Consider the following 18,693-nt stretch of genomic DNA (forward strand, 5'->3'; position numbering starts at 1 on the left):
GCAAGACAGAGCAGAAATGATGCGGCGGTGCGCATGAAATCCTCATAACGCGGGCGGACGCGGCAAAGGGAGCCTGCCCGCCCGTTCAGACTAGAAGCGCCACTTCAAGCCCGCGGACATGTTGTATTCGCGGGTGAAGTTTTCGCCGTGTTCGCGTTCCGCCTGCATGTAGAGGCGAATGTCGTCCGAGAGCTGCCAGTCCACGCCGAGGCCGTAGTACACGCGGGTTCCATCAAGATCGGAGCGCATGTCCAGACCGTTGAGGCGGGCTCGCTGTTCGCCGAGGAATTCGTGGTTCACGCCTGCCTTCACATAGGGCTGCACATAGCGGGGGCCGTCTTTTTCGTCCAGCGTGAACTTTTTGCCGAGCACCAGACCGGCTCTGCCCGTGAGGGAGGCCATGTCGCTCTGATCGATGGTCATGCCGTTGCTGCTGGTGAAGCTGCCGCCTCTCACCCAGAACCAGGAAAGCTGGAGCTGAGGTTCAAGGAACCAGTAATCCCGGCCCTCGTTGCTGAAGGCGAAGTCCATTTTTCTTCCGCCTTCCAAAGAAGCGCCTATGCCGTAGGACGAACGGTCGTCGTGTACGGGAGTTCCGTCGAGCATGGCGGCGCGTATTTCGTGATTGTACCAGTCCATGGTGGCTACGGCGTCGAGATACCAGCCGTCAACATGAACCCAGGTAGAGTACAGGCCGCCGCCTACGCTGGTCAGATCGCCGTATCCGCCCCAGCGTCCGTTCGTGCTCTGGTCGGCGTGACCGCTGCGGATCTGCATGCCGAGAATCCACATATAGGTTTCATCAACGTCCGCCAGCGTGTCGTAGCCTATGGATCCGCCTACAAGGTTCTGCGTGAAGCTCGTTCCGGCAAGGCCGTCGAGCCGGGCCTTGTCGGCAAAGCCCCGCACCCACAGACCGGTCTGTGTGCCGTAGCGGACTTCGCCGAGGCGCTTGCGCAGATCCGTCTGATAACCGTACCACATGGCATAGTGCCCGGCGAGACCGGAAAGCGCGGCTTCGGCTTCGCCCGTGGGAGAAAAGGAATCGGTATCAGGCCCCGCAGGAGTTCCTGGTTCGACAGGCGCGTTTTCCCTGACCAGATACCATTCGCGGCCATTGTTTCTTTGTGAATGATTCAATCGGTAGTTATAAACGCCCAGATCCACCAGTTCCTGACCATGAGAATTTTTGGCCAGCGAGAATTCATTGCCTAGTCCATCGTTGACGAACTCAGTTCTTGCCAGATAGCTGTTCGTCTGTTCCTTGATCAGATCGCCGCTTCCGCCGCCTTTTACATGGAGTGTATGGGAACCGGAAAGTGATTCGGTAATGAGTACGCTGTCGGAAATATCCTGATGAAGGTCGGTACGTAGATAAAAGTTTCCGTTTCCGTTAAGCTCTTTAGTGCGGAGCTGAACGGGAGTGGACGCCATATCGGATGTCGTGCCGAACGGGGAAGTTGTGAACCCCTGAGGCAAGAAATCCCATGAACTCTTCATGCTTCCGAGATAGACGTTCGCGCCCGTGTCGAGGTTCAGAGAAGTCACTTCGCTGAAAAGGAGCTCGTCCTCCTGATGCAGATAGTTGCTTACAGTACTGCTGTCGGCAGGAATCACGTTCCATGTGGCGCCTGGGGCGAAGGAAAAATCAATGATTCCGCCATCGTCCTTGAGCCCTCCGTTTATCCAGTCCGGTTCTCTGAGCATGGCAATGCCGGTGAGACTGGAGTTAGCGGTGTTAAATCGAACGTTGATGTTCGGAATATCTGTTTCTTCCTGAGAAAAAGCTCCCGTTTCTCCGACAATAATGATGTCCTTGTCACTGGGGGGCACGGAAATTCCTCCGCCGTAGGAGACAAGTGCGAACGCTTCCGTATGGTTATTGCTCAGAGAGGTGGCCTTGAGATTGCTTATGCTGAGAGCGTCGTTGAAGGTTATCTGTGCGCCATTTTCTGTATAGACGCCATAGGTGTAGGCATCTCCCTGTGTATTTTGAGTAGTCATATCGCGTATGACCATGGAGCCATCGACATTAATGGAGGCTTTTGTACCTGAGGCCTCAAGGGCGGCCGATGAAACAAAGTACTGACTTGAAGTTTTTACAGTAATGCCGTCAATAGTGCTTTCTCCTTTTAAATTGATTTTTGTATTGAAATCAGGAGGTTCAATATAATCCTCATAAAGTATGGCATTTTCATCGGTGGAAAGAGCGAGTATGCCGGCAATATAATAGTCGCTAAGGAGTGGAGATTGTTCTTCTCCTGTGATATCCATGGAGATATGAGTGCCGCCATTTAAATTAACGGTTCCTCCCAAAGATCGTATGGCTTCCAGCCAGTTAGTTGAATAGTTTGCATCCTCTGTTGGAGCAGTGTCGATATCGATGGATGTCTTTCCTGTAATAGTGAGCTTATCCTGTTCGTTTGTACTATTAAAAATATTGATGGCCCTGCAATCCGTGTTTGTTTTCATGGTTTGATATATATTAATATTTCCATTAATTTGGGCAATAGCGGGAGGAGTGTTCAATAAGTGATCGCCTCCATTATACAAATCGATACTTGCCCATGATCCTGTATTATTTATTGATATTGTTCCTTGATTTTCAATGTTTAGAGTAATATTTATAGGATTTTCATCATTTTTTGATATGTATACATCAAAAAATTCATTATCAATATTTCCTTCTTTAAAATAATATGTTCCACTGCTTTCAATTTTAGATGGTTGTGTATAATCATTTGCAAATGATATATATGTAAATAATGGAATAATTGAAATTGAAATAATTAATATTAAACATATTTTAATATATAATATAAGAGTATTATATATTTTTTTATGAATTTTGACGATATGTTTCGATTTTTTCATGCTCTCCTCCATTTAAAAAATGAAATGGAGAAGGGAAAACAAAAAAGTGTACTTTTTCGCTGACTCGAACAGACGTTCTATTAAGGAGGGTATTATATATTTTTTGCTGGAATTATAAACGGTTTTAGAGTATGTTTACCTTATGGCGAACCTGGAACCGGAAGGGGCTCGAAAAAGTACACTTTTTTGTTGTGGGATTATTGGGAGTTATGCTTCGGAATCGCCCTGTAGCGGAATGAGGATTCCGCCATGTTGCACATCCTGGCAGCATGGGCCAGGGTTATTTTTCCTTCGGTCCACAGTCGGAGCGCCATGGGAAACTCCTTCGGCAGCGGCATGGGCGGACGTCCGAAGCGCACGCCCTTCTTTCTGGCTGCGGCAATGCCTTCCGCCTGACGTTGACGAATGTTTTCCCGCTCGTTCTGTGCGGCAAAGGAAAGGATCTGGAGCACAAGATCGGCTATGAACGTGCCGAGAAGATCCTTGTTTTGTCTGGTGTTGAGCAGCGGCATGTTCAGTACCAGAATGTCCACATTCATTTCCTTGGTAAGCAGTCGCCACTGTCTCTGTATTTCTTCATAGTTTCGTCCCAGCCTGTCGATGCTGGCGATGCAGACGAGGTCGCCCGGTCTGAGCCGGCGGAGCATGGCCCGATACTGAGGGCGGTGAAAGTCCTTGCCGGATTGTTTATCCATATAGATGTTGTCTTTCTCTATGGCATGTTTTTCCATGGCCATGACCTGACGGTCTTCGTTCTGATCCTTGCTGGAGACGCGTATGTATCCGTAGGTCTTTCCCGTCATGGCAGCGGCTCCTGATTGCGGCGACTGCCCGGGAGTGCGCTGCTACAGGTCTTCATCATCCGGGCCGTCCTTCAGGGGATTGCGGGGGGTGTGGAAGCGGTGAATTCTGGAGCCGTTGAGCTGATGGATGCCGATCAACATATTTTTCTCCTTTTTGTTCGGGGGGTGTCCCCGGGTTATCTTTCTCCGGTGTGGACGCGTGACGCAGCTTCGATGGCTGTTGCGGTCCACATTCGCCATCTTTGCAGAATCGTTTTTATTGGGTTCGCTTGATATCCGTCAACCGAAGGGGGGATAAACGGCCTGCGGCGTTCCGCACAGGCCCGGCGGATGCAGACTCATGGGGAAGCGGTCGCCTGAAAAGAGTTCAGGACGGCGTGATGCGGAAAAACGCGGCGAGCTCTTGACATTGCCTGACGCACAAGGCATTCTCGCCCATCGTTCACCCAAAGTCGGATGTTCCGGCCGGCGGTAACATGTGGAGTTTCACTGAGCATGATTATTGATACTTTTCAACGTGGTTCCCGGTATGCGCTCGGCGCTCTCTGGAGTGAATTCTTCCCCGAACTGATGAAGCTTGTCGAACAGGGAGAGGCCCTGCCGGACGGTCGCTATCCGCTGGCGGGCGGGCCCGAGCAGGGCGGCGTCATGGTCTCCGTGGAGACGTACGAGCCCAAAGATGAGTCGCAGGCACGCTACGAAAGTCACGATCTCATGGCTGATATTCAGGCCGTGCTTTCCGGCGACGAGTTTCTTGACGTGTTTCCCCTGCAAGGGGAAGAAGTGGAAAGCATGCGCGACAACGGACGTGATCTTGTTTTCTATGCGGAAAAGCCCGAAGCGGCCTGTCGAGTTCATCTGCGGCCGGGGCTGTTTGCCCTGGTGCTGCCCGGCGAGGCGCACATGCCCTGTCAGCGGGCCTGCAGCAACAAGGTGAAGAAGCTTGTGGTCAAGATACCGGCGGACAAGCTGTCTGCGCCGCACTGCCGGTAACCTGTGTTTTGAGGAAAAGCGTTCCGGCTTTTCCGCGAGTCCAGAGCGCGGGCTTTCTCCGGTCGCGCTCAGCCCCATTGCCTTACGCTCTTTCCGGCACGGCCGGAGCAGGAGCTTTTCAGGAGCAGATTATGGATGTTTTTGATCAGGCTACGGAACTGGAAAGAATTGAACGTGAATCCGCGCTGCGTCAGGCCGCGAACGTCGGCTATCAGGAAGGCCCGGAATGGATAGACGGGAAGCCCTGCTGCCGCGAATGCGGAGAGCCCATTCCCGAGGCCCGTCTGAAGGCGATTCCCGGCGTGGGACTTTGCCTTGCCTGCCAGGAAGAATGGGAGAAGGAACGCCAGTAGGTCGCCCCATGAAAATAAAGATCCGCCGTGTCGTCTGATGCGGCGGATTTTTTGTTTCCGGCGTCGGCGGTTTGAGGCCGTCGAAGAACGACGTTTTGCCGCAGCCGGGCAAGGCGAGCTCTGGCGCGTCGCTTCCGGAGCATCTTGCCCGCGGGCAGGGCCCGAATCAGCCGCAGGAAAAAGCGGGTTTTCCTGCGGGCGGGGTTGCGTTGATGAGGGCGAAGTGGGGCGGTCGCGCACAGGCGAGGCTCGCCGGGGTCGTGCTCCGGTCAGGGACGGACAGGCGGCGTCGGAGCGGGCTTGGCCCGACGTTTGCTGAGAAGGGATTTTCGTTGCCGGAGAGCGTGTTCGTTCAGCGCTTCAGCCAGTGTTCGGCCTGAGCGGCGGTGCGTCCGTCCAGCAGCGGCAGCCAGACGGGCAGCGCCAGAGCGTCGAGAGCGGGCATGATGAGCCGCCCGTGATGCAGAAAGAAGGCTTCGTCGTCTTTCTCGTCGGGATGCAGCTGCGCGCCGTAGCGCCTGTCGCCAAGGAGCGGATGACCGAGCGCCGAGCAGTGGGCGCGTATCTGATGCCGCGCTCCTTTTAAAATGGTGCATCCTGCCAGCGTGACGGCGGAGGGAAGACGGCCTGTCCATCCGTGTTCTTTGAGATGCAGTCGGCGGCAGAGGTCGGCGGCGTTCAGCACGGCCAGCGGGTGCACTTCGGTGTGACGGCGCTTGTCGGGGTGCTCGGCCAGCTCCACCAGCACGCGGGAGCGGTTTTTCAACAGCAGTTTCTGCGCGGCGAGCGCGTCGTGTTCAAGCGCGCCTTCCAGCAGCGCCAGATAGCGCTTCACCGTGAGTCCGCGTTCCTGCGCGTCGCGGTACTGCCGCTCTCCGAGCTCGTCCAGCGCGGCCGTCGCCAGTCCGGACGTGGGAAAATCCAGACGATTCAGAAGAGAGGCATGGCACGCTTCGCCGATAATTTCGGGGAGCATGGCCTGAAGACTGACGCCGGGCTTTCCGGCAAGAGCTTCCGTGTGCATGGACGCGGGCTTGTACACGGCGGCAAGGTGCGGCGTGCAGGTCACAAGACGCGGCCGGTCTTCGGGAAAGAGCCGGGCGCGACCGGAAGCCGTCTGCGTTTCGGCAGACGGCGTCGAGGCGTCGGCGGGCGCGGCCTCCCTTACTTCGGCCACGTCGCCCGGACGCATTTTGCGCGAAGGCGGCGCGGGCCGGCCGTTCACTTCCACCAGACCGAGTTCGCAGAGGCGTCGGCGTCCGCGCAGTCCCATGCCGGGCAGCAGGCGTTCGAGCACGCGGTCGAGTCTGACGTCGTTTTCTTCGGGCAGAACCGTAAGGCGCGTCATGCTATTCCTCGCTTATCCAGCCTTCCGGCCGGGGATCGCCTTCATACCATATCTGCGTCATGGTCAGGCCCTGCGGCGGCGCGGTGAAGGGTGCCTTGCGCCTGTCGCCGGAGGCAAGCAGCGCGGGAACGGCTTCGGGGTCGAACTTGCCGCGTCCGCAGGCTACCATGAGCCCCACGAGGTTGCGCACCATCTGCTTGAGAAAGCCGTTGGCCTCGAAGCGCACGTCGATCTGACGGCAGCCTTCGGGCAGGGCGGCGTCCGGCGTGCGCGCGGGATTGCGCGTGATGCTGAAAATGGTGCGCACCGTGCTTTTGTGCGGCGTGCCCGCGTTCTGCAATGCCGCGAAGTCGTGCGTGCCCACAAGGTGTTCGACGGCGGCGTCGAAGCGGTCCAAGTCGAGCGGACCGCACGCCCACACGAAGGGGTAGAGCTTGGGCGGCGTGCAGAGATGATCGAGCCACAGCGAATAGGTGTAGGCCTTGCGCTTCACGCTGAAGCAGGCGTCGAAGGAATCGGGCACGATGCGCGCGTCGAGAACGCGGATGTCGCGGGGCAGCAGCGTGTTCAGCGCCAGCTGCCAGCGCACGTGTGCGCGCTCTTCGGGAATGTCGCAGTGGGCCACCTGCGCGTCGGCGTGAACGCCGGCGTCGGTGCGGCCCGCGCCCTGCACGTGGGTGGGCCTGCCCGCCACGTGGGAGACGGCTTCGGCCACGCAGGCCTGCACGGTGGGCGGATCTTCCCTGTCTTTCCAGGCCTGAATCTGCCAGCCGTGGTAATGGGTTCCTACATAGGCGAGAGTGAGCTTGAGACGCGGCATCAGAGTTCCACCAGTTCTACGGTACAGGGTGCTATGGGGATGCCCAGAAAAAGTTCGCCCATGCGGGTGAAGCGGGGCACGTCGTCGGTGGTGAGAAAGCGCACGGAGCCGGGGCAGAGAGGCATGCCCACATCGGGGCCGGAGCCGCGGGCGAGATGCTTTTCCTGCAGGAGCTTTCGCACGTCGCGCGCGGTGTTGCCGGCGGAGTCCACCAGCGTGACCCCTTCGCCCGCCACATGGGCTATGGCGTTGCGCAAAAGCGGAAAATGCGTGCAGGCCAGCACCAGCGTGTCGGGGACTTCCAGCCCCTGTTCGCGTGGATCGTGAAAAATCGGATCGAGATACCGGGCCGCCAGTCCTTCGGCAAGCGGACCTTCAAGCAGCCCGTCCTCCACCATGGACACGAACAGCGGACAGGCGAGCGCGGAAATGCGCGCCTGCGGCATGCGCTGAAGAATGGCCCGTTCGTAGGCGCGGCCGCGTATGGTGCCGCTGGTGGCGATGACGGCAATGTAGCCGCTTTTCGTGGCCCGGCAGGCGGCTTCGGCTCCGGGTTCGACCACGCCCACCACGTCGATGTCGGGATGCGCGGCCTGCACCAGAGGAAGCGCCGCGGCCGTGGCGGTGTTGCAGGCGATGACGAGCAGCTTTATGCCGCGTTCCACCAGCTTGTCGGCAGCTTCCAGCGCGTATCTCTGCACGGTTTCCACGCCCTTGGTGCCGTAGGGCATGCGGGCGGTGTCGCCCAGGTAGAGAAACGATTCGTTGGGAAGCTGTTCCCGCATGGCGCGCAGCACCGTCATGCCGCCCACGCCGGAATCGAAGAGTCCTATGGGCAGCTCGCGCAGAGCGGAAAGGCTGGAGGAAAGGCCTTGAGTGGTAATCATGGAGTCCTCGCGTCTTGGAAATATGGGACTTGAGTCCCTTGTTCCTAACGCGGGGGAGAGGGTGGGGTCAATGCCGGGAAGCGGTCGCGGGGGCGGCGGACCAGATTTTTGCGGAAAGAAGACCTTTTCATGCCGCAGGCGTCTTGACAAGAAAACTGAACTGTAACAAACACAGTACAAGAAATCCCGGACGCGCTGCCGGGCCTTGAGGTCCGTTGGACCAGTGATTTTTTGATGTTTTGAGGGCTTTTTGCATGAGTTCCGCTTCGGTCACGCTCAGAGGTACAGTTTCTCCCCTTGAAGGCGGCCCCTGCCGCGTTGCACTTCTTGATGAAGAAGAACAGGAATGGCCTATCTTTCCCCGCGGAGCGGGGGCGGATCTGGCAGAAATGGTCGGATCTCCCGTGGAATTGCTGTGCAATGTCATGGAAGAAGATCAGCGCCGCATCTATGTGCGTTCCTACAAGTTCCTTGACGAGGCGGACAACGACCCCTGGATCTGATTGAACGGGGCGCGTTTTTCGTTCCGCAGTGCAGAAAAAGGCTGCACGACGCGTGTTTTTTTCGCGCTCGTGCGCGGTCTTTTGTTTCGCGCGGATCACTCGCAACTTCGGGAATGTCATGAATATTGTTCACATAGGTCGTCTTGCCGTAGGCAGGGGGCGTCCCTGCATCATTGTTCCGCTCACCTCTTCCGACCTGTCCGGTCTGTGCGAGGAGGCGGAGCGGCTTTCCTCTCTTCCCGCCGACATGGCCGAATGGCGGGTAGACATGTTCTGCGGCTCTTCCGGCGTGGATGAGGCGGCCGTGCTTGAGGCTCTTTTTGCGCTTCGGCAGGCGCTGACCGTGCCGCTTCTGGCCACGTTCCGCACCACGGATGAGGGCGGCTGCTGCCCGGTAAGCGACGAGGGGTATGCCTCGCTCTGCGCGAAGCTTTGCGAAAGCGGCCAGATCGACGCGCTGGACGTGGAAGCCTTTTTCCGTTCCGGCAGATCCAAAGAGATCATTGCCCGGGCCCATGCCTGCGGGATTCCCGTGGTGGCGAGCAATCACGACTTTTCCGCCACGCCTCCCAGGGAGGAAATGGTGCGTCGTCTGCTCTTCATGCAGGACGAGCTTGGAGCCGACATTCTTAAAATCGCGGTCATGCCGCAGAGCAGGGCCGACGTGCTCTCTCTGCTCGCCGCCACGGAAGAGGCGTCGCGAAGGGCGCATCAGCCGGTCGTGACCATGAGCATGGGGCCGCTCGGCGTGGTGAGCCGCGTGTGCGGACAGAGCTTCGGCAGCGCCGCCACCTTCGGCTCGGCGAAAAGCGCCAGCGCTCCGGGGCAGATGGACGTATCCTCTCTCGATTGTGTGCTGCGCGCGCTCGATGAGGCCTGCGGCGGAGCCTAGGGCGCAAAGGCGCTCCGGCGCTGCCGATGACTGAGCCTTGGTGTTGCCTGCATCTTTGCAGAAAACATGCGGCGTCCCCGGCGGGAGCATGCGCTGTTCCTTGAGCCTGCTCAGATCGTCGCGGGAGCATGGCGCTCCGTCCGTCTGACCATAGTTCCTTAAATAAAGAAGAACCGTCTTTTCCGGCCTGTCGGGAGAGGCGGTTCTTTTTGTCCGGAAGACGCGAGAGAAGCCGTGAAAGGCGCGCAGAGGGCGCTGAATGGAAAGCGGTCTGCTGCCCAGAACGCGGGACGGGCGGGGGTGGGCGTGTTCTGCGGGCCTGCGGCGAAACATGAGGCGCAGGCGGTTCCCGCGTCTTTCGTACAGACGGCGCGCTCGTCTCCGGCTGTTTGACCGAAATCGACAATTTTCAAAAAAATTTTTCCTTCCCCCCTAGACGGACCGCAAAACGGAATTACCTATTGCATGTAAGAGTTCAGCCCTCAGGGCGGGCTCTTCCCCAACATGTGCAATATCTGAGGAGGAAATATAGTATGGGCAAGATTATTGGTATCGACCTTGGCACCACCAACAGCTGCGTTTATGTGATGGAAGGCAAGGAGCCCAAGTGCATCTCCAATCCCAATGGCGGCCGGACCACTCCGTCCATCGTCGCTTTTACCGATAAGGAACGTCTGGTGGGCGAAACCGCCAAGCGTCAGGCTGTCACCAACCCCGACCGCACCATTTTCGCCGTCAAGCGTCTCATGGGCCGTCGCGCCGATTCTCCTGAAGTGCAGCACTGGATGCAGCACGCTCCCTACGCCATCGTGGCTTCCGCCAACGGCGACGCCGCCGTGCGCGTGGACGGGCATGACTACAGCCCTCAGGAAATTTCCGCCGTCATTCTCGGCCAGCTCAAGAAGGACGCCGAAGCATACCTCGGCGAACCTGTGACCGAAGCCGTCATCACTGTGCCTGCCTACTTCAACGACGCTCAGCGTCAGGCCACCAAGGACGCCGGCAAAATCGCCGGTCTTGAAGTGAAGCGTATCATCAACGAGCCTACCGCCGCTTCTCTGGCGTACGGCTTCGACCGCAAGGCCAATGAAAAGATCGCCGTGTACGACCTCGGCGGCGGCACCTTTGATATCTCCATCCTCGAAGTCGGCGACAACGTCGTGGAAGTGCGCGCCACCAACGGCGATACCTTCCTCGGCGGCGAAGACTTCGACCAGCGCATCATCCGCTACATGGTGGATGAATTCAAGGGCCAGTACGGCATTGATCTGTCGCAGGACCGCATGGCTCTGCAGCGTCTGAAGGAAGCGGCTGAAAACGCCAAGAAGGAACTCTCCAACTCTCTGGAAACCCAGATCAACCTGCCCTTCATCACGGCTGACGCCACCGGCCCCAAGCATCTCATGATGACCCTCACCCGCGCCAAGCTCGAACAGATGGTCATGGATCTGGTGGAACGCTCCATCGAACCCTGCCGCAAGGCTCTTGCCGACGCCGGTCTCTCCGCTTCCGACATCGACGAAGTGGTTCTGGTCGGCGGCATGACCCGTATGCCTCTGGTGCAGAAGAAGGTCGGCGAATTCTTCGGCAAGGATCCCAACCGTTCCGTGAATCCCGATGAAGTGGTGGCCATGGGTGCTTCCATTCAGGGCGCCATTCTCACCGGCGACGTCAAGGACGTGCTGCTGCTCGACGTGACTCCGCTTTCCCTCGGCATTGAAACCATGGGCGGCGTGTTCACCAAGCTGATCGACCGCAACACCACCATTCCTACCCGCAAGAGTCAGACCTTCTCCACCGCTGCGGACAACCAGCCTGCCGTGGACATTCATGTTCTGCAGGGCGAACGCCCCATGGCGGCCGACAACATGACTCTGGGCAACTTCCAGCTCACCGGCATTCCCGCCGCGCCCCGCGGCGTGCCGCAGATTGAAGTTACCTTCGACATCGACGCCAACGGCATCGTGAACGTGTCCGCCAAGGACCTCGGCACCGGCAAGGAACAGTCCATCCAGATCAAGTCTTCTTCCGGCCTCAGCGAAGAAGAGATCAACAAGCTGGTGCGCGAAGCTGAAGCCAACGCCGCGGAAGACAAGAAGAAGCAGGAAAACATCGAGGCCCGCAACCAGGCTGACGCCCTGATCTACGCTACCGAAAAGTCCCTCAAGGATCTCGGCGACAAGGTTGATCCTGCGGTCAAGTCCGACGTGGAAAGCAAGACCGAAGTGCTCAAGAAGGCCATGGAAGGCACCGACACCGATGCCATCAAGAAGGCTTCCGACGACCTCTCGCAGGCTTCCCACAAGCTGGCTGAAATGCTCTACAAGAACGCTCAGGCTCAGCAGCAGGGCGCTCAGGCCGGACAGCAGGCTCAGCAGAGCGGCGGCAAGAAGGATGACGACGTTGTTGACGCCGACTTCACCGAAGTGAAGTAAGCCCTCGGTTTCCGTCTGAACACCGATCTCAGGCCCCCGTCCCGCCCGGACGGGGGCCTTCCTCTTTTCTTCGGGCGGCGCGGGCTCGGCAGCACCGCAGCCGTCCCTCCTCCCACGCGCGGCATGCGCGCCATAATGAAAACGCCTTTTTCCTCGAACGGCATGTCCGCGACGGGAAAAGGCGTTTTTTTGTGCCTGAAAGAAGGGCCTGGTCTCACGACCGGAATGTGTTTGCGGCGCGATGGTTTGTTGCCGGGGAAGGGCCGCGCTAGAACGAAAGATCGCGCGCGGCAGGGCAGTCTGCCGTGCCGACGGCGCAGCGCACGGCCGCGTTGACGGCTTTTCCCATGACGTAGGCGGCCAGGGTGCCCACGGCGTCCTGATGGGCGCGCACGCGCCCCGACGAGAGCGCGTAGATGCTGTCGCCGTCGGCGGAAGTGTGAACCGGACGTATGGTTCTGGCAAGACCGTTGTGCGACATGGCGGCAATTTTTTTCAGCCGGGTCTTGTCGAATGCTGCATTGGTGAGCACGCAGCCGATGGTGGTGTTGCCGGTGAAGAGATTGTCCGCGCGTTCGGCGCAGGTGCGCAGCAGTTCCCGTTCGCTGTCCGCAAAGCTCTTTTTGTCCGGCGAGAGCATGCCGGCGAGGCGCTTTCCTGTGTCGATGTCGAACACGTCGCCCAGCGCGTTGACCGCAACCACGGCTCCCACCATGACGTCTCCCATGCGCGCCGCATAGCAGCCGAGGCCGGATTTCATCATGAATTCCGCTCCGTTGAGCTTGCCCACGGTGCAGCCCGTGCCAGCGCCGACATTGCCGCACGCGACGCGGTTCCCGGCGGCGTCGAGGCAGGCATGATAGGCCATGTCGGCATCGGGCCGGGCCGAAGCGTCTCCTATGCCGAGATCGTACAGACAGGAGGCGCACACCAGCGGAACGTGAGCGAAACCGGTGTCGAACCCCCGGCCTCGCTCTTCCAGAAAGCGCATGACGCCGTCCGCCGCGCGCAGCCCGAAGGCGCTGCCGCCGGCAAGCAGCACGGCGTGAATGCGTTCGCAGGCGGCCACGGGGGAGAGCAGCTCCGTTTCGCGGGACGCAGGGCCGCCGCCGCGAACGTCGAGTCCCGCAGCCATGTCGGTTTCGGCAAGCACAACGGTGCAGCCCGTCATGCCTCTCTTATCCTGAGCGTGTCCGATAAAAAATCCGGGAATGTCGCTCAGCGGTATTTCCGTCAGAAAAGATTTCATGAGTTCTCCTTGAACCGTGTTCGACGTGTCGGAAAAGGGTCTGCGGGTATCGTTGCGGGTAAATGGGAGGCGTCAGTCGAGTCGTTATCCTAAAAGGCGCGTGATGGCTTTACTGAAGGCTCTTGCAGCGGCTTTATGTTTCGAAGCAGTTCGACAGCTTGCCGAATTGAGCCTGCGAGTCGGACGTGAGCAGTTTTTCCGCAGAGTTGCGTATCAGACGAATTTTTGCTGCTGGTTGGGTCTTTGCTTTTCCGCAGGGATGGGAGGGAGCATTTGACGTGGAGCAGACTTTCCGATATTTGCGGGCACGCTTTTTCCCTTCTCCTGCAGAGGGCGCGTTGCCCGCGCTCCTGCCTTTGCGGCAAGAGGTCGGCGGCTCATGCAGAGTTCACTCGCGGACCATCAGATACATGCCGATCAGCACCACGTAGCGCAGCAGCTTGCCCGTAAAGGTGATGGGCAGAAAAGAGCGGAAGGGTTCCCGGAGAACGCCCGCCGCCACGGTAAGTGCGTCGCCGACGAGCGGCAGCCAGCTCATGAGCAGAGACCAGCGTCCATATTTGTGATACCAGGCCTCGGCGCGGAGAAGGGCGGATTCCTTCACGGGAAACCAGCGTTTGTTCCTGAGCCTCTGGGCAAAAAGGCCCAGCAGCCAGTTGACCGCCGCGCCGAGCGTGTTGCCCGTGGCGGCCGTGGCCACAAGAAGCCAGGGCGAGTGCGAGCCTTCGGCCACAAGCGCCACAAGCAGCGCTTCCGACTGGGCGGGGAGCAGCGTGGCGGAAATGAAGGCCACGAAGAACATGAGAAGGTATTCCGTCATGAAAGGGCCGGAAAGCGCGTCGAAGGCCGGAAACGAAGACGCCGGAAAGGAGAGTGTTTCCGAGTGCTGAGCGATGAAGGGCAGGGAAAAAGGCCGGCCGCGGAGCGCCCGGACGGACGCTCCGCTCCTTGGAACAGGCACATCCGGCAGGACGACGCGCTGCCGTTGAGCTGCCGGAATCCGTTTTTACTGCTGCACCGGATTGATGCGCACTTCGACGCGGCGGTTCTGCTGACGGCCGTATTCCGTGCTGTTGTCGGCAATGGGAGAACTTTCTCCGTAGCCCACGGCCTGAATTCTGCCTGCCGCAATTCCGCGCTGAACAAGGGCGTTTTTCACGCTCTGGGCGCGGCGTTCGGAAAGCTGCTGATTGTAGGCGTCGGAGCCGGTGCTGTCGGTGTGGCCGGCAATGAGAATGGTGGTCTGCGGGTAGGCGGAGAGCACCTGCGCCACGCGGTCGAGCTCGGAGTAGAGGCCGGGACGGATGCTGGAGGAGTTCACGTCGAAGGTGAAGTCGCTCTTGAAGGTGAGGGCAAGGGCGTTGCCTTCGCGCTGAACGGCCACGGCTTCGGAGTTGGCCAGCGCCTGACGCATGTCGTTTTCCTGCTTGTCCATCATGGCTCCGACGCCGGTTCCCGCAAGGCCGCCGATGACGGCGCCTGCGGCCGTGCCGATGAGCGTGGACTTGGTGTTGCCGCCGATGATCTGACCGAGAATGGCTCCGGCGGCTGCTCCTCCGGCGGTTCCGTAGGCTGCGCCTCTGCCGGTGTTGCTTTGCATGGCGCAGCCGCTGCCGAGCAGCAGCGTGGCAATGAGTCCGAGCGTGCAGAGTTTTTTCATGGAGTATTCCTTCCTTGCTTTTTGGGATGAAAGATGCGCGTTTTCGCCGGACATGTTTGCGGCAACGGAGCTGAAACACGTCGGAAAAGCGCAAGTTCGCGAAAAGAATAGCCGCGACCATGGCAAAAGGCAAACACGCGGTCTGAGTACGCTTGAAGCACCTGCGGGAAGCGTGTTTTCCGTCATGCAGAAAGGAAGAAAGAAAAAGTTATGGAATTTCCATGGATAGCTCGATCCGTGCATGGCCGGAGAATGACGCTCGACCGCGAAAGGACAAAAAATCAGTTGCCTTAAGATCTTCCCGAAAGCCTTTCAAAGTGTTTCAAGAGCCGGAAAGAGTTTGAAACATGACTTTTCGGGGAACTGTGCTATAAAAATAGCATGCAGGTTGCCTCTTCCCCCTTGGAAAACCTTTGCATATTCTCTTGTGTCTGCTTTCCTCCTGTGTGCCGGTCTGGTCGAGACCTCCTCCGATCAGACCGGTGTTGCGTTAACAGACGGGAGCGCTGCGGCCGGAAGTCGTGTTCAACGCGTTTTCGGGTATCGGGCAGAGTGGCTCGTGTCGCCGAGGCGTCGCTCCTGAAGGACTCATACGGTACAGCGGACGGACCTCTGCATACGGAGCACGGCGTTGCCGGAAACGGGTAGGACGCTCATGGCGCTGCGCAAGGTAGCGAAACACGGAGAAAGAGTTTGAAACGTGACCTTTTTACCTCTTCCGGCTAGAAGATAAGCGTTGACGGTCACGCCGAGACCTCGTGACCCGAAACCTTCCATACCCTCCTCTTTTTGTTTTCCTCTGCACGACCAGCCTGCCGACTATCCCGGACAGGCTGGTTTTTTTTATTTAAAACACTGTATCTTTCGAAGAAGACAAGAGAAGTTTTGATGAAAATAGATAAAAAGTTGTGCAAAAACTTTTGATAAGGACAAAAGTCATGTCTTTAAAGCGCAGCATTGCTTTTTTTATGAGAATTAGATACGCAATATGTTTTTTATGCAGACAATATTATCCATTATGTTATTTATTATTCATTGAGTTGTTGATTTTTGTGCGTACATCAGTATGTTTTTCATGGAATGACTCAGCCAAAATACAGTAAACAGGCAGCAGTTGACTTTTTCATGCCCATTGCTAGAACAGTAAAAAATTTTTTGAAAATTCATGATGTTAGGTAAAAAGAGGCAATAGATGTCCAACGCGTCGAAACAAGGATCGCTGATATTTCTCTCTTTGCTCTGCTTTGCTCTTGCTGACGTGCGCGACGGCCTGGGACCTTTTCTCGGCGTATATTTGCAGGAACAGAATTGGACGCCCGATGAGATCGGCTTTGTCATGACTGCGGGAGGGCTGGCCGAACTGTTCTGCATCACGCCGCTCGGGGCGCTGGCCGATCACACGCGGCACAAGCGCAGACTCATTGCGGCAAGCGTATGTCTTATCGTGGCGGGCTGCGGACTGGTCTTTGTGCAGAGCGGCGCGGCGGCCGCCGGTTTCTCCCGACTTCTTCAAAGCATCGCGGCGGCGGCCATTGCTCCCGCGCTTACCGGCATCACGCTGGGCATGGTGGGGCAGAATGGGCTTACCGCCAGGCTCGGCCGAAACGAAGCCTGGAGCCATGCCGGCAACGCCTCGACCGCCGTGCTCGGAGGAACGGTAGGATACTTTTTCGGCATTCCCGGCGTGTTCTTCGTGATGGCGGTCATGGGAGCGCTGGCCTTGTTCAGTCTGGCCCGCATCAATCCCGAGCATATCGACTATGCCGCCGCGCGCGGTCTTGAACCTTCGGAGTCGCCGAGCAGGGAGCGGCCCGCGCGGAATTTTCGTCTGCTCTTTGTGGACAAAGGTCTGCTTGCCGTAGCAGTCACGCTGTTTTTCTTCCATCTCGGCAATGCGGCGCTGCTGCCTCTTCTGGGGCAGTCCGCCGTTGCCAGGTTCAGTGTGAACGGCGCGGCCTACACGGCGGGAACCGTAGTGCTGGCGCAGGCCACCATGATAGTCATGGCGCTCTGGGGCGCGAAAGTCGCCCAGAAAAAAGGCTACGGATGGCTTTTTCTTCTGGCTCTGCTGGCGCTTCCGATTCGCGGATGCATTGCCGGATTGTGGGAAAGTCCGTGGAACATCATTCCCGTGCAGATGCTCGACGGCGTCGGCGCCGGTCTTCTGGGCGTGGCTACGCCGGGCATTGTTGCGCGTCTGCTTCAGGGCAGCGGACATATCAACATGGGCCTCGGCATGGTGCTTACCGTTCAGGGCGTAGGAGCTTCGTTGAGCAATACCTACGGCGGGCTTTTTGCTCATCATGTCAGCTACAGCGCAGCTTTTCTTGCGCTTGCCGCGGCTCCGTGCGTGGGGCTTGCCGTCTTCATTGCGGCAACCAGGCTCTTGCCTTCCTTTGCCGGAACATTGAAGCCGACCAGTGCGGGGCGCTCGGAATAGACGTTCGAGGCGCGGGCGGAGAAAGAGCCAGGGCCGTCAGAATTTGTGCACCGTTATTTTCTTCGGGCGTTCCAGTGTGCGGCAACGGCGTTTGCCATGTGCTCATGGCCGCATCTGTTGAGGTGTATGCCGTCAAAGGAAAGATACTCAGGGCCGATGACGGGACGAAAGTCGATGTATTCCGTGCCGTCGTTCAGGCACTGCTGCAGAAGGGCGCAGGCAAATTCGGCGTAGGCGGAGCGCACGATGTCCATGTCGATGGGGCCTTCGCACCAGGCTTCCGAAACATTTGGAGAAATCTGCATGGGAATCCCCACCACGGGCCGGATTCCCAGGTTCACGGCGCGTTCGCATATGCTGCGAATGTCCGCAAGCGGCACGGAAACGGGCATACCCATGAAAAAATTGTTCAGGCCTCCCATGACGAGAACTTCGTCGCCGTAGAGCTGCTGTTCCGCCATTTCTCCGGTGGTCGCACCGTTGACTCCCTTGTTGATGAACTCATGCCCCGTAAGCTGCGAAGCCAGCGCGCACCACGTTTCCGAACGGCCGACGCCATAACCGTAGGTAAGGCTGTCGCCTATGCAAAGAATGTTCATGATCGTGCCTCGAAAGGTGGTTGAGTCAGTATGCACAGCCGTCATCATGAAGTCTTTTTTATCCCTCTGCAAGCCGTTTCAAGCGCATTGAAATCATGTCAGATAAGCGTGCTGCACGACGTTCGGTTTTTCCACAGGGGGCCACACTTTTCTAAAAGGAAAACTGAGCCGGCAGCTTATTGACTCCTCTAATGAAAAGCATTCATTAGGATGCATGCCGAAAAGAGTCCTGGGATGTTATATGTATCAATTTATACATCAATTGAGTAAATAATATGTATAATAAAAAACAAAACAATCATATTATTTGATGGTATTTGTATGAGTTATCAATGTAATTTTTTTATAATATATATGTGTTGAATGTTATTTTTTTGTATAAAATAGACTAATTAAAAATAGTTAAATAAAATATGAAGGAGCGTAATCTCTTTTTTTTTTATTTTTATGGTAATGAATTAAAAAATATTATGAAAATCGGATGCCGGATCAACAAAATTTATTCTCAGAGCCTCGTCTGTTTTTTTACTTTCTGTCGGCGTGCGCCATGTGGTCTTTGAATTTTGTCATTTTTTCTGCTGCAGAGAGGCAGGGTGTATTCGGGATGTGGACGACTGCCGTGAGGTAACGCGATTCAGAGTGAAAGCGATCCTTCAACTGATCGGCAGAAGGAGAGTCCGGCTGATCGAAGAGTTCTCCATGCTTCTCCGCTGTTTTCATGATGGTGGAATACCAGTGAGAAAATTTTCCACGGAACGTTCATAGTCGTTTTTAAACGTTGAAAGCTGATCCTGTATTTCAGGGATCAGCTTTCATGATACGAATACGCAGCCTCAA

The 18,693-nt window shown here is 57.3% G+C and carries 17 protein-coding genes; 7 read left to right on the forward strand and 10 right to left on the reverse strand.

Annotated elements, in window-relative coordinates; translation table 11 throughout:
• Positions 1 to 90: 90 nt before the first annotated feature.
• Both ABGT79_RS10755 and ABGT79_RS10760 read right to left on the reverse strand, forming a co-directional pair.
• The gene (locus ABGT79_RS10755) at positions 91 to 2,019 is read right to left on the reverse strand and encodes an autotransporter outer membrane beta-barrel domain-containing protein (RefSeq protein ID WP_346666170.1); all 1,929 of its coding nucleotides are present in this window, start codon (positions 2,017 to 2,019) and stop codon (positions 91 to 93) included.
• Between the two features lie 1,052 nt (positions 2,020 to 3,071).
• On the reverse strand, positions 3,072 to 3,677 hold the full coding sequence (locus tag ABGT79_RS10760) for a recombinase family protein (protein WP_346666171.1): 606 nt from the start codon (positions 3,675 to 3,677) through the stop codon (positions 3,072 to 3,074).
• A 495-nt stretch (positions 3,678 to 4,172) separates the two neighbouring features.
• Between ABGT79_RS10760 and ABGT79_RS10765 the strand changes: the two genes are divergently transcribed.
• Together ABGT79_RS10765 and ABGT79_RS10770 are read left to right on the forward strand one after the other, a co-directional pair.
• Positions 4,173 to 4,670 carry a YhcH/YjgK/YiaL family protein gene (locus ABGT79_RS10765; protein ID WP_346666172.1) on the forward strand — a complete coding sequence of 166 codons (498 nt, stop codon included), beginning with the start codon at positions 4,173 to 4,175 and terminating at the stop codon, positions 4,668 to 4,670.
• Positions 4,671 to 4,801: 131 nt separating this feature from the next.
• Positions 4,802 to 5,023: a TraR/DksA family transcriptional regulator gene (locus ABGT79_RS10770; RefSeq protein WP_294484757.1), complete on the forward strand. Its 222-nt coding sequence runs from the start codon at positions 4,802 to 4,804 to the stop codon at positions 5,021 to 5,023.
• Between the two features lie 352 nt (positions 5,024 to 5,375).
• Here ABGT79_RS10770 and ABGT79_RS10775 read toward each other — a convergent pair whose 3' ends face one another.
• The 3 genes from ABGT79_RS10775 to murI are packed head-to-tail and all read right to left on the reverse strand — an operon-like array spanning position 5,376 to position 8,078.
• Complete coding sequence (locus ABGT79_RS10775; protein WP_346666173.1) at positions 5,376 to 6,371, reverse strand: pseudouridine synthase; 996 nt, start codon at positions 6,369 to 6,371, stop codon at positions 5,376 to 5,378.
• 1 nt (position 6,372) lies between these two features.
• Complete coding sequence (gene truA, locus ABGT79_RS10780) at positions 6,373 to 7,191, reverse strand: tRNA pseudouridine(38-40) synthase TruA (protein ID WP_346666174.1); 819 nt, start codon at positions 7,189 to 7,191, stop codon at positions 6,373 to 6,375.
• Entirely contained in the window at positions 7,191 to 8,078 is an 888-nt protein-coding gene (murI, locus tag ABGT79_RS10785; RefSeq protein ID WP_346666175.1) for a glutamate racemase, read from the reverse strand. The genes truA and murI overlap by 1 nt, the downstream gene beginning before the upstream one ends.
• 254 nt (positions 8,079 to 8,332) lie before the next feature.
• Here murI and ABGT79_RS10790 point away from each other — a divergent pair, with 254 nt between their 5' ends.
• From ABGT79_RS10790 to dnaK, 3 genes are all read left to right on the forward strand, one after another.
• A complete protein-coding gene (locus ABGT79_RS10790; RefSeq protein WP_294484748.1) occupies positions 8,333 to 8,581 on the forward strand; it encodes a hypothetical protein in 249 nt (82 codons plus the stop codon).
• 118 nt (positions 8,582 to 8,699) lie between these two features.
• The gene (aroD, locus tag ABGT79_RS10795) at positions 8,700 to 9,473 is read left to right on the forward strand and encodes a type I 3-dehydroquinate dehydratase (protein ID WP_346666176.1); all 774 of its coding nucleotides are present in this window, start codon (positions 8,700 to 8,702) and stop codon (positions 9,471 to 9,473) included.
• A gap of 533 nt (positions 9,474 to 10,006) precedes the next feature.
• Positions 10,007 to 11,908, forward strand: a complete 1,902-nt coding sequence (dnaK, locus tag ABGT79_RS10800; RefSeq protein WP_346666177.1) for a molecular chaperone DnaK — start codon at positions 10,007 to 10,009, stop codon at positions 11,906 to 11,908.
• 268 nt (positions 11,909 to 12,176) lie between these two features.
• Here dnaK and ABGT79_RS10805 read toward each other — a convergent pair whose 3' ends face one another.
• From ABGT79_RS10805 to ABGT79_RS10815, 3 genes are all read right to left on the reverse strand, one after another.
• A complete protein-coding gene (locus tag ABGT79_RS10805) occupies positions 12,177 to 13,157 on the reverse strand; it encodes a P1 family peptidase (protein ID WP_346666178.1) in 981 nt (326 codons plus the stop codon).
• A 388-nt stretch (positions 13,158 to 13,545) separates the two neighbouring features.
• Entirely contained in the window at positions 13,546 to 13,977 is a 432-nt protein-coding gene (locus ABGT79_RS10810; RefSeq protein WP_346666179.1) for a YqaA family protein, read from the reverse strand.
• Between the two features lie 186 nt (positions 13,978 to 14,163).
• Complete coding sequence (locus ABGT79_RS10815) at positions 14,164 to 14,817, reverse strand: OmpA family protein (RefSeq protein ID WP_346666180.1); 654 nt, start codon at positions 14,815 to 14,817, stop codon at positions 14,164 to 14,166.
• Here ABGT79_RS10815 and ABGT79_RS10820 point away from each other — a divergent pair.
• Both ABGT79_RS10820 and ABGT79_RS10825 read left to right on the forward strand, forming a co-directional pair.
• Complete coding sequence (locus ABGT79_RS10820; RefSeq protein WP_346666181.1) at positions 14,816 to 15,046, forward strand: hypothetical protein; 231 nt, start codon at positions 14,816 to 14,818, stop codon at positions 15,044 to 15,046. The two genes, ABGT79_RS10815 and ABGT79_RS10820, sit on opposite strands and share 2 nt — an antisense overlap.
• A gap of 963 nt (positions 15,047 to 16,009) precedes the next feature.
• Complete coding sequence (locus tag ABGT79_RS10825; protein WP_346666182.1) at positions 16,010 to 17,257, forward strand: MFS transporter; 1,248 nt, start codon at positions 16,010 to 16,012, stop codon at positions 17,255 to 17,257.
• 53 nt (positions 17,258 to 17,310) lie between these two features.
• On the opposite strand, the gene ABGT79_RS10830 is transcribed toward ABGT79_RS10825, so the two are convergent.
• Entirely contained in the window at positions 17,311 to 17,892 is a 582-nt protein-coding gene (locus ABGT79_RS10830) for a GDSL-type esterase/lipase family protein (RefSeq protein ID WP_346666183.1), read from the reverse strand.
• A gap of 489 nt (positions 17,893 to 18,381) precedes the next feature.
• Positions 18,382 to 18,576 carry a hypothetical protein gene (locus ABGT79_RS10835; protein WP_346666184.1) on the reverse strand — a complete coding sequence of 65 codons (195 nt, stop codon included), beginning with the start codon at positions 18,574 to 18,576 and terminating at the stop codon, positions 18,382 to 18,384.
• Positions 18,577 to 18,693 lie beyond the last annotated feature (117 nt).

The organism is uncultured Mailhella sp. (genome assembly GCF_963931295.1).
Classification (GTDB): Bacteria; Desulfobacterota; Desulfovibrionia; order Desulfovibrionales; family Desulfovibrionaceae; genus Mailhella.

Bases quoted from the DNA above. Each gene is read 5' to 3' on its own strand.
- murI (WP_346666175.1), bottom strand. From the start codon at position 8,078: ATGATTACCACTCAAGGCCTTTCCTCCAGCCTTTCCGCTCTGCGCGAG.
- ABGT79_RS10770 (WP_294484757.1), top strand. From the start codon at position 4,802: ATGGATGTTTTTGATCAGGCTACGGAACTGGAAAGAATTGAACGTGAA.
- ABGT79_RS10760 (WP_346666171.1), bottom strand. From the start codon at position 3,677: ATGACGGGAAAGACCTACGGATACATACGCGTCTCCAGCAAGGATCAG.
- ABGT79_RS10820 (WP_346666181.1), top strand. From the start codon at position 14,816: ATGGAGTATTCCTTCCTTGCTTTTTGGGATGAAAGATGCGCGTTTTCG.
- ABGT79_RS10815 (WP_346666180.1), bottom strand. From the start codon at position 14,817: ATGAAAAAACTCTGCACGCTCGGACTCATTGCCACGCTGCTGCTCGGC.
- ABGT79_RS10810 (WP_346666179.1), bottom strand. From the start codon at position 13,977: ATGACGGAATACCTTCTCATGTTCTTCGTGGCCTTCATTTCCGCCACG.
- ABGT79_RS10755 (WP_346666170.1), bottom strand. From the start codon at position 2,019: ATGGTCATACGCGATATGACTACTCAAAATACACAGGGAGATGCCTAC.
- truA (WP_346666174.1), bottom strand. From the start codon at position 7,191: ATGCCGCGTCTCAAGCTCACTCTCGCCTATGTAGGAACCCATTACCAC.
- ABGT79_RS10825 (WP_346666182.1), top strand. From the start codon at position 16,010: ATGTCCAACGCGTCGAAACAAGGATCGCTGATATTTCTCTCTTTGCTC.
- ABGT79_RS10805 (WP_346666178.1), bottom strand. From the start codon at position 13,157: ATGAAATCTTTTCTGACGGAAATACCGCTGAGCGACATTCCCGGATTT.
- ABGT79_RS10790 (WP_294484748.1), top strand. From the start codon at position 8,333: ATGAGTTCCGCTTCGGTCACGCTCAGAGGTACAGTTTCTCCCCTTGAA.
- dnaK (WP_346666177.1), top strand. From the start codon at position 10,007: ATGGGCAAGATTATTGGTATCGACCTTGGCACCACCAACAGCTGCGTT.
- ABGT79_RS10765 (WP_346666172.1), top strand. From the start codon at position 4,173: ATGATTATTGATACTTTTCAACGTGGTTCCCGGTATGCGCTCGGCGCT.
- ABGT79_RS10775 (WP_346666173.1), bottom strand. From the start codon at position 6,371: ATGACGCGCCTTACGGTTCTGCCCGAAGAAAACGACGTCAGACTCGAC.
- aroD (WP_346666176.1), top strand. From the start codon at position 8,700: ATGAATATTGTTCACATAGGTCGTCTTGCCGTAGGCAGGGGGCGTCCC.
- ABGT79_RS10835 (WP_346666184.1), bottom strand. From the start codon at position 18,576: ATGAAAACAGCGGAGAAGCATGGAGAACTCTTCGATCAGCCGGACTCT.